The organism is Cytobacillus oceanisediminis (genome assembly GCF_022811925.1).
Classification (GTDB): domain Bacteria; phylum Bacillota; class Bacilli; order Bacillales; family Cytobacillaceae; genus Cytobacillus; species Cytobacillus oceanisediminis_D.
This window is the reverse complement of the sequence record NZ_CP065511.1, coordinates 3309985-3323764: the sequence shown is the minus strand read 5'-3', so window position 1 is coordinate 3323764 and position 13780 is coordinate 3309985. Positions and strand designations below refer to the sequence as shown.

General features: G+C 34.2%; 13 protein-coding genes and 1 pseudogene. 13 read left to right on the top strand and 1 reads right to left on the bottom strand.

What is annotated here, in order from left to right; all coding sequences use genetic code 11:
- The first annotated feature begins 98 nt into the window (after positions 1-98).
- From istA to IRB79_RS16725, 9 genes and pseudogenes are all read left to right on the top strand, one after another.
- Complete coding sequence (gene istA, locus IRB79_RS16760; protein ID WP_243503561.1) at positions 99-1514, top strand: IS21 family transposase; 1416 nt, start codon at positions 99-101, stop codon at positions 1512-1514.
- Between the two features lie 17 nt (positions 1515-1531).
- Positions 1532-2236 (top strand): annotated as a pseudogene (istB, locus tag IRB79_RS16755) (IS21-like element helper ATPase IstB).
- 270 nt (positions 2237-2506) lie between these two features.
- Positions 2507-2581, top strand: coding sequence for a DUF7677 family protein (locus IRB79_RS28230; RefSeq protein WP_431833440.1), 75 nt, complete (start codon positions 2507-2509; stop codon positions 2579-2581).
- 200 nt (positions 2582-2781) lie between these two features.
- Entirely contained in the window at positions 2782-3054 is a 273-nt protein-coding gene (locus IRB79_RS16750) for a hypothetical protein (protein WP_243503559.1), read from the top strand.
- Positions 3055-4134: 1080 nt separating this feature from the next.
- Entirely contained in the window at positions 4135-4509 is a 375-nt protein-coding gene (locus IRB79_RS16745; RefSeq protein ID WP_243503558.1) for a hypothetical protein, read from the top strand.
- Positions 4510-4620: 111 nt separating this feature from the next.
- On the top strand, positions 4621-5109 hold the full coding sequence (locus IRB79_RS16740) for a hypothetical protein (protein ID WP_243503557.1): 489 nt from the start codon (positions 4621-4623) through the stop codon (positions 5107-5109).
- 819 nt (positions 5110-5928) lie between these two features.
- Positions 5929-6813: a hypothetical protein gene (locus IRB79_RS16735; protein ID WP_243503556.1), complete on the top strand. Its 885-nt coding sequence runs from the start codon at positions 5929-5931 to the stop codon at positions 6811-6813.
- Between the two features lie 1014 nt (positions 6814-7827).
- Positions 7828-9390 (top strand): restriction endonuclease, encoded by a 1563-nt coding sequence (locus IRB79_RS16730; protein WP_243503555.1) that lies wholly within the window; start codon positions 7828-7830, stop codon positions 9388-9390.
- Positions 9391-9965: 575 nt separating this feature from the next.
- Positions 9966-10511 carry a hypothetical protein gene (locus IRB79_RS16725; RefSeq protein ID WP_243503554.1) on the top strand — a complete coding sequence of 182 codons (546 nt, stop codon included), beginning with the start codon at positions 9966-9968 and terminating at the stop codon, positions 10509-10511.
- 107 nt (positions 10512-10618) lie between these two features.
- On the opposite strand, the gene IRB79_RS16720 is transcribed toward IRB79_RS16725, so the two are convergent.
- The gene (locus IRB79_RS16720; RefSeq protein WP_243503553.1) at positions 10619-11458 is read right to left on the bottom strand and encodes a tyrosine-type recombinase/integrase; all 840 of its coding nucleotides are present in this window, start codon (positions 11456-11458) and stop codon (positions 10619-10621) included.
- 144 nt (positions 11459-11602) lie between these two features.
- Between IRB79_RS16720 and IRB79_RS16715 the strand changes: the two genes are divergently transcribed.
- The 4 genes from IRB79_RS16715 (at position 11603) to IRB79_RS16700 (ending at position 13731) form a co-directional block, all read left to right on the top strand.
- A complete protein-coding gene (locus tag IRB79_RS16715; protein ID WP_243503552.1) occupies positions 11603-12457 on the top strand; it encodes an alpha/beta fold hydrolase in 855 nt (284 codons plus the stop codon).
- Between the two features lie 63 nt (positions 12458-12520).
- Positions 12521-12874 (top strand): MEMO1 family protein, encoded by a 354-nt coding sequence (locus IRB79_RS16710; RefSeq protein WP_243503551.1) that lies wholly within the window; start codon positions 12521-12523, stop codon positions 12872-12874.
- Positions 12875-13053: 179 nt separating this feature from the next.
- Positions 13054-13401: a hypothetical protein gene (locus IRB79_RS16705; protein WP_243503550.1), complete on the top strand. Its 348-nt coding sequence runs from the start codon at positions 13054-13056 to the stop codon at positions 13399-13401.
- Positions 13402-13560: 159 nt separating this feature from the next.
- Positions 13561-13731 carry a hypothetical protein gene (locus IRB79_RS16700; RefSeq protein ID WP_243503549.1) on the top strand — a complete coding sequence of 57 codons (171 nt, stop codon included), beginning with the start codon at positions 13561-13563 and terminating at the stop codon, positions 13729-13731.
- Positions 13732-13780: the final 49 nt, after the last annotated feature.

Genomic DNA, 13780 nt, shown 5'->3' with positions numbered 1-13780 from the left:
CTTTATTTATTAAGGGCATAAAAAAAGACTTGCCAGCCACCCCAAGTCCCTCTACTGTAATGGTGTCGAATCAATACAGAGTGGAGGATTTTGAAAGGATGCTAGCAATGTCTGATATTAATTGTATCAAACACCTAAGAAACAAAAAAGGATTATCTATAACAAAGATCAAGGAAACTTTAGGGATTAATTGGAGGACAGCTAAGAAATACGCCGATGAGAATCAATTGCCTACATCAAAGATTAAACAATCCAAGGGGATGATGTATACAGAGAAGTGGGGTGAAATTGTATCAGATTGGCTTTTTGAAGATAGTAAGTTAAAGAAAAAGCTGCGTAGAACTAGTAAACAAATTTTTATAGAGCTTCAAACTCTTGGATTCAAAGGATCATACAGAACTGTGTGCTATTTTATATCTGATTGGGAGAATAGCCATAGTGAGGAACTTGATAAAGGACATGACCGATTAGAACATCCCCCTAGTGAAGCGCAAGTAGATTTTGGAGTAATGGAAGTTGTTAAAGTTGGCGAGTATATGGATGTTCATGTGTTAGTCATGTCGTATCCATATAGTAATGCAGCATTTGCAGTTCCACTGCCGTCTGAGAATCAAGAATGCTTTCTTCAAGGTCTTAAGGTTTTATTTAATCAAACTGAAGGGGTACCTAGAAAAATTAGAATTGATAACCTAACTCCAGCCGTAAAAAAAGTAAGATCAAAAACCGAAGAAGCAAAGTTGACCGATGCTTTTATCCAATTTCAAAATCATTATGGGTTTGATGTGCAAGTATGCAATCCACGTAGTGGGTATGAAAAAGGAAGCGTCGAAAATAAGGTGGGGTATATTCGATACAACTTTCTAACTACCTCACCAATAATGAACAGCTTTGAAGAATTAACAGAAACACTTCGTGTTCACCTCCAAAAAGATCGACAAAGGCTTCATTATGAGAAAGAAGTATTGATCGAAGATCTTTGGAATCAGGAGAAGAAGTTTTTATTGGAATTACCTATTGAAGATTATCCAATCTTTAAAGAGATAGAAGCAAAGGTAAATAAGTTCAATGAAGCAAAATTAGATAATATATTAGTCCATATTCCTAGAGCAGCGAATTATCCATTTATCTATTTCATGTTATCTTGGGATAAATTTAAAGCTGTAACTCCTGACGGAGAAATTCTTTTAGAAGACTTTAGACCCTATATGAATAGAAAACGCGCCATTCCTTGGGTTTCTATTTTCAAAGATTGGATTAGAAAGCCAAGAGTAGTGCCGTACTCTAGATACCAAAAGTATCTTCCTGGAAGAGTAAATGACTACCTGCTAGTTGATGATTTACAAGTACGGAAAGAGAGATTATCAGAGTTAGTCAATTTACTTTTGACACATGATATGAAAAGAATTAACGAGGAGTTTTATGATTTGATTTCAGGGAAGAATGAAAATCCCTTCGGGTTGGATTGGTCTCAATACGACTCCTTAGCTCCCATAGATAGGAGTGACCAAAAGTGAGTGATGAAATACGCTCAATGTGTAAGTCATTAAGATTAGCATATGTAGCAGAAATTTATGAGGATATTCCATTTGATTCCCCTGCACAATTTTTAATAGATCTGTTTAAGGAAGAATTTCGCCTAAGGGAAAAAGCAAAAGTGCAGCGCCTCATTAAAAATGCGAAATTCTTAGACTCTAAGAGTCTGAATAATTATGAATGAACAGAAAGAATTCGATTTCCAGCCCAAATTGATAAAGAAGGTTTAATGAGCATTGACTTCATTAAACAAAAGCAAAATGTCGTCTTAATTGGAGCTCCAGGAACTGGGAAGTCACACTTAGCGACCGGTTTAGGAAGAAAAGCATGTGAAATGGGATACGAGGTGAGATTTTATCGTGTATCTCTTCTTATTGAGCAATTAGAGCAGGCCTTAAACCAAGATAAATTACCATCCTTTAGAAAGAAATTTGAAAAGGTAGACTTAGTCATTTTGGATGAAATAGGCTATCTACCTTTTAGCAAGGAAGGATCGGAGTTATTATTTCAGCTTATTGCAGATTGGTATGAACAGAAAAGCTTAATCATTACTTCTAACCTTGAGTTTAGCCAATGGAATCGTATTTTTATTGATTCAAGGCTTACGGCAGCTCTAGTTGATCGTTTGATTCATCACGCACATGTATTAACATTTAATGGAGGAAGCTATAGGCTTTCCAATGCACTGTCAAAGGCTAAGTAAGGAATTAAGTTGGGTGGCAAAACTCTGCAGAATTACTTGCATAACTCTGCACTTTTTTCTTGCAAAATACACTTGTGGAATGTTTAGTAAACTTTTGTCGAGATATGGTTATTACTTTAGAGTTTATAGAAAACTTCAGAGCATGCTGTAAAGGAAATTGTATTATAAATAGTTAACAATATTGAGTAATTTTGGAGCGCTTCGAATAGTTTCCTTTTGGAAAGCAAACTGTACTGTGGGACTGCCATTACTTGAAGGTATTGATAATTCTTGTATATTGAAATACCAAGCTCATTAGAGCAAGCTTATGCCATCTTTACAAATGTGATCGAGATGGATGATTAAAGAACGGTTCAAAAGCTAAATATGCATAAAGAAGAGAAAAAAGTCTGCTGCTCAATTAGTATAGTTTGAAATTCATGGTTGTTAACAACCTTGTCAAATGAGTTTGATTATGATTAGTCCGCATATAGGGTAGCGGTCAATAAGCTTGTAAATCGTGGTTAAGCGGCTTATCAAGAAGGTATATTATGGAGGACTAACAAATGAGTGGTTTATCAATGAATGAAATGAGAGCTATGGATGATCGCCAAATTGGTAAAAGGATTTATGATTCTTTATCTAAAAACGACCAAATACTTTTAGAAATTAAGTTCAATCCTCAAAGTCTTGAACAACTCATTTTGGAATTGGGTGAGTTATACCGCGAGGCGGCAAAAGAAGTGGAAATGGATGATGATGATGTTGAGTATGAGGATCTTCAAATTTTCGCTGGATTTTTACTGGAAGATGAGGATGAATGGTTTTCACCTAATTAGAAGGGGAATTGATATGAAATTACTTGAAGTGAAAACATGTTTAAATTACGACATGGAAGGATATGTTATCCGCGTTCATTTGTTGAAAACGAAACAAATAACAATTTTAAAGATTTGGAGGTTACTCTTTATTAGTAAGAAGATTTTTAGCAATAACACAGGTCTACCCTGCTAAAAAAGCAATTGGCAAACGCAAGACGACTACTTCCTAACTTGTAGTGCCATTTATTTCCCAGGGTGAATTATTCTCTTACCCTGGAACATGTTGATATTGTGCATAACGCTGCTTTTTTACACGGATAAGAGATGTCATTTATTAACGGGTCTTTTACTGCGCAGTACAACATACTTGTAACTAAAAACTACGATCACTTTAAAAGTGGTCGTCTTTCGTGTTTGACTCATACTGCGCAACAAATATTTTTAATTTATTTAAAGAATGTACTTTAAAATAAAGAAATTTTGACAGTGGTAGGTTTTCAGCACTATGGATTACCTTTCCAAGGTGACGGAAGATGTACCTTCTTACCAAATCCGAAGGGCAAGGTTGGTAATTGTCCGCTTAGTGAAAAGGGGTAAAGAAATAAAGGTGTGGGAGGTATACCGATTCGCTGCAATAAAATTGCCGGTTTCCATTTAAGGGGGCAATAAGCAACTTGTAAACGAGAAAAATCAATATGGACTTTTGATAGATGAACAGTTGTTAAAAACTGTTCATTTTGTATTAAGCATAACTCTTAGGGGGAAAAATCAAAAAATTCACTAACTCATCTAGTGATTTAATTTTTGAAAGTATTAGTACCCGACTTTCTTGTTCATTCCTGTATCAAGTAAGTTGATCTAATATGATACACAATGGGATTAACCTTCAGTAATTGCTAAGGAATCCCAAATTTAAAGGCATACTTTCGGCCATGTAACCTTCCCATTTCTATCCTTTCCCTCTTTATTTTAAGAAAAAGAGTCAGACATCTATGTTGGTATTAACAAAAAGGCATTTGGTACAATTATCTATATGGTAATAGAACATATAGATGGGTTGGTAAATTAAAAAATTTGAAGAGAAATGGGGAGAATTCCTTGAGCGATAAAGATAAAATAAAAAAAAATTATGGAGCAATTAATTGGTTTGACACAACTTTTCAACAATCAAGTTTAGACGATTTCAGACATTTCCTTAAACCTTATAAGGAAATTAAGGTTTCCAAGTGGTTTATTTTGAGTGATTACTGTCTGAAAGATAGCAATAAACTTTATGATTCAATCACTTTTACGATTGTTCCTCACATCGATGATATAAAAGAGTTCATGGCCGTTATGGGTGAGATAGCCCCTAAAGATTTAAAGAAAACTACTGAAATTGACCAACGTTTTGGTAAATTTATTAAATCAGGATATTGTTTTAATGTTACAGTAGTTATGGAAAAGAATACTAAAAATTCTTTCCCTTACTAAAGAAAATTGCATGGAGCAAATTGACGTTTTAATTAATCAATATAAATTATGGATTAGTAATACTCCAAGGAACAAAGATTACTATGAGAAAGTCATAAAAAGTTAAAGCAGTTGAAGCAAAAAGCAGAAAGTAAATCTTTTAATTTAACTTTATTTAGGTACATTGGTTTTGTTCAAATGATTGTGGCTTACTTAATGACTACAATAACAAAAGAATGCGATTATAAAATTGAAAATATATGTTGGTTTTCAGACCGGGATAGCATAGTGGAATGGATTGATGGAATAATATATGACCTACTTCAAGCTAATTATCATGGAATGTGTTCTATGGAAGAAGTTACTCAAAATGAAGCACCTTCAATCTCTATTGGTGCATACGAAGAAGGCACAAAACAATTGTGGTATGATGACTTGAATAGAATTCCAGACTATTTAACGGGAGCCTTAGCTGGCCGAAACTACGAAAGTGTTACAAAAGATAAATATGACATTCTTTTTGAAGAAGGATTTTGCAATAATCCTTATTTATCAGTTGTTAGTTATAATGAACAAGGAGAAGCAATTCAAACAAATAGATTGACCTTTAGTCTCAAATAAGGACACAAAATGAGCTTAATATTTTGAACAAACATAAGAAAGGTCGAGTGGCGTACAGTGGTCCTCGATTTTTTTTATGATTAAATTTAACTGTTTAATTTCTTTGAAATACAAATAGGCATAAAAAAACAACCAGCATAGTAACTAGTTGCTTTCTAATGTTTACCCTTTGTAGGTGAAGAAGCAATTTACTTTCACTTTTTATGTCTGATAGGTATGCAAGGGAGAGTATAAAATTATTAAATAACCCCCAGTTTCATAACTCCATTAACTAAATTTTCTTCTCTGCTGTCATTTCCAACTCCTTGGATTTCAAGGTCTTTAGGAAAGGTAATCCAAAATCGGGCTTCTGAAGACCGCTGTTTTGAGGATCATCCAACCATTTTACTATATCCTTAAAGTCAGGAGTGGCCGTATTTTCAAAGTCTTGATCCCCAATGTAAATAATTAAAGTACCCGTTTAATGATGATGAATAGTGGTATTTAAATCACTTAATCTTCATAAACACCATGCCACCGTAATTCATGCGAATGTTAGCTCTACACGGATACTTGAAAAGAATAGATATGAGGGTGCATTGCTTCAATAACGATCTTCCATAAACGGGCGCGTTTGTGGAGCATCCAAGACTAATTCCTCGCAAAAAGAAGGAGGAATTGGGCTTTTTTTATCCTTCATTATTCAACTCCTCCTGTTGCTAAATTAGAAACGGACTTTGTGGGGATGTTTTTTAAAAATACAATTTTTGAATATAAATAACATTGGATAAAATTGTATAATTTAAATAGCAATAAAAAATTTGGGGGAGGATTATAGCTATGGCTTACATATGGGGGCTTTTATCCACTTTAGCTTCAACAGCATTAGCACTTTTACTTCTTTGGCTTTTAGACTTTCAACTATATTCGATGTCAGTTTTAGTATTTATTCCGGCCGGTGCTGTTGCCTTCGGTTTTTTAAGTTCCATTGGATTATTTCTAGGAATAAGAAAGACCTCGATTGTAACAGCAAAACATTATTTCATTGGAGCTTTATTTGGTTTATTAGGCTTTTTCTTTATCTATTATGGAGAATATCAAATGGCCTATGTATCTGATAATAACCAACTCAATTATGATTTTAACGGAGAACATATAGGCAAATATGCTCTGGACGATTCAGATGTACCGGTTAATTTCTTTAGTTATCTATCTTTTACCCTAGAAGGAAGCATCCTTTCGCTTCGTGGCTCAAGTACAACTCTTGACCTTGACGGGGATACAACTAAATTTAGATTTCTATTGCAAATCATAGGGTTTATTATAGGCTCAATCTGTACAGCTCCAATATTAACAAGCGAAAAAAATAAATGTACTGCTTGTAAAAAGTCATATTTAAAAGAATTTGAACTTTTTCATACTGATTCAGATAGATACATAGAAACCATTGACAAAATAGAAGATTTAATACTGGCTAATGATACGAAAGGTTTTATTGACTACATCATCCAAGAAAGATTGGTAATGGAAGAAATACTTACAGAAAACGTTAAAGTATCTATGGTACTTTCGGAATGTCCAAATTGTAAGGATACGAAATTCTTTTGTAAGGTTTTTGTAAAGGATCGTGAAGGACAGTACCAAGAAGCAAAGGAGCGTAGATTGACCTACCAAGTTGAAAAAGCACTTTTCGAAGGTGTATTTAAAACAGTAAAAGTATCATAAGAAAGTGGTAGAGGGCGTGCTTTTAGTACAGAGGATATGGTATTGATAATAGTTGTACCAGTCATTTGAATCTTGTATCGGCCCACAAACTCTTTAATTAAATTATATCTGATAAATTGTCGGTACCTGGAGGTAAGTAATATTTTTTGAAACAATAAATAGCAGTCGCTATAGCATTTGGAGAGTTGGAATGGTATTTGTTAAAAAAGGGGCTTCTTTAGTCTGTGCTGAAATTCTCGTACTCACAAGGCGGATTAATTATGGGGTGTGCTGAAAACTTCGTACTCACAGGACTGCGTAAAGTTAACTAAGACTATGTTTAATGCAGATAAAAAATAGCCTCAGCCCTGCCTATGTGGTAGCGGGGAAAAGCTATCAGTCTGTTTGTTAGCAGCTCTACATTACGGTAGCGGAGAAACTAACATACTCATTATTATGTTAATTACTTTAGGATAACTAGTCAACATTAATACTACTATTGGAGATATTTAATTGAGTGAAATCTTTTTCGCATGGACTATAGATAATTCATTTAATTGGGGTTTTATCCCAATAAGCAATAAAACAAGCCAAGAAAAGTTTATATAAAATTATATAACATACTGACATAAATTTCTTTATTAATACCAAATGCAGGTTCAATAATTTTGAGACATATAATGGAAAACACATTACGATAGAATACGAAGATATTATTGGTAACAAGTAAAAACCTGAATATGTACTACAATTACAATCTGCCAATATGGTTGCTACTACCACTTACAATGCAAAAGCCTGGTTATATTAGATAATTTTGTTGAATGGGAAAGATTAAATTAGTAAATTCATTCATTATTCAAAAGTCGAAATCAATTGAAGGATATAAATATATTAAATGCAATGGGCATCTGGTAATTAACTGATGCTTTTTGTTTTTAAAAAATTGCTGTGAATATTCCAAAATTTGTATATTGATTCTCGTTATATTACTATTTATTTCAATAATAGGTGATTCGATGAGGGGAATTGAATATGGCATCACAGTATCCTTACCAAAAAACCATCTCCAACACTCATTTAGGAGTTAGCAAAACTATAAAAGGCAAAACTTCGGTTGAGTTAGATAACAAAGTAAAAGAACAAAAGGAAAAGTGGAAGATACAAGTGGAGAAATTAAAAAACAAAAATAAAGAGGAAAAGGATTTATTGAAAGCCGAAGCACTTACAAAGGAAGCGAATCAGTTAATTAATGATTACCGAAACTTACTTTTAAACTCGGCAAAAATAAACCATGCAGTAAACTGGGACAACCTTTTAATTAAAAGGGAGTTTGAACCATTCGTATTTAAGGATGTTGCACCAAAATTAGAAGAGTATTTTAAGAAGCACAAGGTACCAGGCACATCGTTTTGGGAAGATCTCTTACCATTTATAAAAAACTCCCGTCTTAAGATTGAGGAGGCTGCCAGATTAGATTATGAAAGGGAATATCGCCTCTATAGAGATAAGAAGGAAAAGTTATATCAAAAATACCTAGAAGAGAAGTCAATTTTTGAAGCGGCTAAAAACAACCATAATGAATCAATTCAAAAAATTAAAAATGGTCTTATTGAAGGGGAAAAACATGCAGTTTTTGAACATTGCGATTTAGTCATAAGGAGAGCACCTTTACCGAACAGCTTTAATCCAAAGTTTGAGATTGATTATATAAAGAAACTGAAATCCTTAATTGTTGATTATACGCTTCCCACGCCTGATAGGATGCCAAGAGTTATTGAATACAAATACATCAAAACTAAAAAGGAAATCACTGAAAAATTAATGAATCAGAAAGAATTAGATTCATTTTATGATCATGTCATTTACCAATTGTCGTTAAAGACAATCCATGAACTTTTTAGTAGTGATACTCATAACAACATTAATACCATTGTTTTTAATGGAATTGTTCACGGGACAAGCCCAGCTACTGGCAATGATTTTACGTCCTGCATTATAACTCTAAGTGTTGGGAAAGAGGATTATCAACCTTTAAATTTAGAAAGAGTGAACCCTAAAGAGTGTTTTCGAAAGTTAAAGGGTCTTTCAATTGGTGCATTAAAAGACATGGCACCTGTGAAACCCTTTATGGAATTTACAAAAAACGAAAATAGATTTGTTGAATCCAAAGACATTTTAATAGGGGTGGAAAATATCCCAAATATCTCTAAAATGCCCTGGGAAGACTTTGAGCATCTAGTACGTGGTCTATTTGAGCGAATGTTTTCTATTAATGGGAGCGAAGTAAGAACCACAAAAGCGAGCAGGGATGGCGGAGTGGATGTAATTGTCTATGATCCTGATCCAATTCGTGGAGGAGTATTTGTTGTACAAGCTAAAAGATATAATAATGTTGTACCAGTTTCCGCTGTAAGGGACCTTTATGGAACCATGATTAATGAGGGTGCTGCAAAGGGATTATTAGTGACCACTAGTTATTTTGGAAACGATAGCCATAAATTTGTGAAGGACAAGCCTATTACCCTAATTGATGGTTCATATTTAATGGAACTTTTCCAAAAACATGGTTATACCGTAAAAATAGCCAATGAATAAGAGTCACATTTTGTTCACTACAAAGACATTACAAGAAAGAAAATCCAAAAAATAATATGTGTGAACGTTTCTTAATGGTGGGAAAAAACCCACCATTTCTTTTTATTAACCCGTTCGGTTGATAGGGAGAAAACACGAAATAACACACCTTTTAGAGATGGAATTAGCACGCTAATTCTCATCTCTTTTTTTCGTTGATATATCAATGGTTTATGGTGGTTTTATAGGTTTTAGCAGTGGAATTAGCACACTAATTAGCATAGTAAATAACAGGTCTACAATAATTTTTGTACACCTGTTAAAATGGTCATAATTAGGTTGTTAAAAATATTTATGAAGTAAATTTATAACCCTGTTTCTACTAATTTATTTATAAGAATATTTTGTAAATATGTTATTCTATAAATAGAGTTTGTTCAACTAACGAAGCAGTAATGTTGAAGAATGAATGTTGCAAAAACTGAACTTATACCTACTTATTCTATGTATTTCTATGTTAATATTAAATGGTAATAAGAGGAAAACCTATTTCGTCTTGAGTGATTGATATAGGGGACGAAAAAGAGGTGAATGAAATGGATAAAACCAAGAGATTACTCAATTTAGATGGCACGATGGTATTCTTAATTTCCATTTTAGTATTTGATTTGGTTGCTATTATAATGTCTATCAATAATTATTATTTTTCCTTTGTACTATCCACTAATAATAAGTTGCCCATCCTGCTTACTTTAGTTGCATTTTATGTTTTTGCTTTTGCTCATATGGTAGACCGAGTAGTGATTATTACCGTCACGATTTCAGCATTCCTATTTCTAGTATTCCTTTCGGTAGCTAACAACTCCTATCATACCATTGGCTCCCCAACGGGTAACGTAAAGGTACTGATAGGTCATAGAAATGCCACCTTAGGAGAAACCAAACACATTTATAAATTTTATTGTTATACATCAATTCCTGGTCTGATGAAAGAAGTGAAAGAACATAGTATTCTGACTAGGGGAATTACCGCTAACGACTTAGAAGTGTTGGGAGTAGATGATGCTGAATGGATAGATGACGAGAAAGTAATTTTCCACTCTCCCTATGTAGAAGACACACAAGTTGACTTAAAACAGTAGGGATTAGATTCATTTAAACAATATTAGTCTCCAAAATGGTGCACTATTGAACTAACGGGTGCAAAAGTACAGAAGCAACGCATAATTTGCGTTGCTTCTTCGCTTCGTTAAAAGTATTTCTGATAAAACTCCTGTCTGAGCCTTCCGCTTAGTTGAGCATAAATCCTAGTGGTTTCGCTTTTCTCGTGACCCAAAAGGCTTTGAATGACTTCTACTGGTGCTCCATTGTTCAATAAATGAGTGGCGTAGCTGTGTCTGAGTTGGTGAGGATGAATTTCCTTATCTATGCCGGCACGCGCTGAGATTTTCTTAATGTAATACCTCATTTGGGCAATACTCATCCTGTGTGGCTGTCTCTCTGTTACAAATATGGCCGGATCTTTATCCTGGCGGCTATCAATGTATCGCTTAAGCCATAATTCAGCCCGAATATTAAAATACACTTCACGTTCCTTGTCACCCTTTCCCCTGACGATGGCAGAGCGGTTGGACCAATTAATGCAATTGCGGTCAAGTGCAGCGATTTCTCCAATTCTACAGCCAGTAGAAAACATCAATTCGAATAGTGCCTTTTCCATAGGACTGATACAGGCTTCACGTAATAGTTCAATCTCCCTTTCTGATAGAAACTTTGGGATTCTCTTGCCGGCTTTAGGTTCCTTGATCTTTGCTGCTGGATTACTGGATAAATGTCCTTCCTCGTGACACCAGCGAAACAATGACTTCATAAACCGAATTCTGTGGGCCAAACTTGAGGGTTTTAAGTCCTTGCCTTGAGTAACAAGATATTTCTTTAATCCTTCTGTGTTGACACTATCGATTTTCTGATCATTAAAATAACCAATGAGCAGCTTCGCTTGGATTCCATATGCTTTTAAAGTATAAGGTGAAAAGCCTTCTATACGTTTATCAGCTTCATAGGATTTCCACGCAGTTGATAATAACAAACTAATCCCTCCCATTTAATTGGATACTAAAAGGAATTATTGCCTGTTTTATAGAAATTAAGACTCAAGGTATTCAAAAGTATAGAAAGATTTATTCCAAGACTATTAATGTAAAGATAACTAGATAGGTAAGGAGATTTAGTAATGACCTACTGGGAAACGAAAACAATTAATACCGCACGCGGAAACTTTGAGGTCTTTGTTAAAGGAGAGGGTAATCCAATTTGCGTCACTCATCACTATTCGGAGTTTAATCATACAGGTGATTACTTTGCAGATTCTTTGACAGAGAATAATACGGTCTACCTTGTGAATTTAAAAGAAGCTGGAAATTCAAGTAAGGCTCATGAGGCTCATGAGTTGAGTATGTTTGATGCTGTTTATGACCTTGAAGCAATCCGAGAGGCGTTGGGGTATGCCAAATGGACATTTGCCGGGCACTCGACAGGAGGTATGATAGGAGTCATCTACGGTATTCATTTTTCTATGTCTCTTACTTCACTAATAATTGTGGGGGCAGCTGCCAGGAAATATGCTAATTCATCCTCTGAATGTATCTATCATCCAGATCATCCACACTTTGACCGAATGCAGCACCTTATTGAGACTTTAAAACGCTCTGATTTAACACCTAGCGAAAGGGAGCGATTCTCAAAAGAGAGAACTAAACTGTCCCTTTTTCACCCGGATAAATATGATAAATACTTTTCTTTAGGCATACATAAAAAGATGTCTGCCCCAAGAATGAACTTTTTTATTAGGGAAGAAATGATTTTTGATGTAACCCGTGAGTTAGGAAAGATCTCAACTAATACTTTAATATTGAGTGGCCGATATGATGTGCAATGTCCGCATTCTTTCTCCATAGAAATGAATAAGTTAATACCAAAATCACAACTAGTTGTTTTTAATGAAAGCAATCATTACCCTTTCCTTGAAGAAAAGTCGTTGTTTAGACAAGTCATCTCAACTTACTTAAAAGAAACGGTTCCTTATTGAGCTATAGATGCAGGAATGTTGAATAGGGATATACCTTGTAAATTGAAAACAAGGGGGGATAATTTGAAATTACTTAAAGCGATAATACTAACAATTATAGTAGTTATTGTAGTCTGGTATGCTATTGATTTTATTAGGTATAGTAATTTTGATGAAAAGAAAAAAATAGCCGAAGTTAATGGAGATACGATAGTGCTATCGGTTATTAAAGTTGAACCAGATGCCTCGTATATGCTTTTAGAAGTAAAAGTTACAGATGAAACTAAAATATCAGGCTTTGGTCCAAAAGCCCTCTTTGTAAACAACATTGAAGACTTAAAACATGGTCAGAAAGTAAGAGTTTGGTATAACACAAATGCTGATAATGAGAATATAGCTGAAAAAGTGGTAGTTTATAACTTATTTAATTTCTATTAAATGTTATTGAATTAACGAGTGTTTGAGTTGAAAGATCAGGGCTGTCGTTGCGGCAGCCTTTTCTTATTGGGCTAAAGGGGGCAGGCTAGCTAGCTAAATATATAATGGTTTTTATTCCCCGTTACAAAATTATCCAGTATAATTAAATAGATAGTAATTTCCAGGGCTGGGGTGGTAATATGGCTTTTATTTTAGTATCTTTGGTTTTTGTAATTGTTTGTATTCTATTTATCCAAAGAATGGGAATTAAAAATCCTTTCTCAAAAGGGATTGGTCTTGCTATTGCAGTATCTACTTTAGCAGCCATTAGTCTTGCACAAAACTATACCCAAAGCCTAATTCCTGAGGCCAATGATGGGATTAGTATTTCTAATGTAATGGCCTATTGGATCATTGGAGAGCCACGATGGTCTCAAGAAATTTTTAAAAATTTCTTTAATAAATCAATTTACATAACCTTAATTTTAATTGTTTCTTATCCAATTACCCTAATGCTTGAATCAACATTGGGTAGGAATTCTGCTTAATGTAATGCTGCCTAAAAAGGCAGCTTTGTTGTCATCTTCAACTAAAGGAGCAGGTTTACTTTAACTAGAATGCTAAACTTTTTAGGAATAAAGTCGTATAAAAATACTTTACTGAATTCGTTATCTATTACTTTTATGTATATATTGGAGGTGGCTCTATTGAATAAAGGAAGTGCAGGAATGGCTTTATTTGCAGGTATATTTGTTGGACTTGTGGTTTTTTTAGTTGAGTATTTAATTCCAAATACAATCCTAATTATCAAAGCTATAATTGCTGGGTTATCTGCTTTATTAGGCGGTTGGTTAGGAAGTAAACTATTCCCTAAGTAAATCGTGAAGAATTGCACTTAAACATACGGGTGCGTTGATCAAGGAAGGA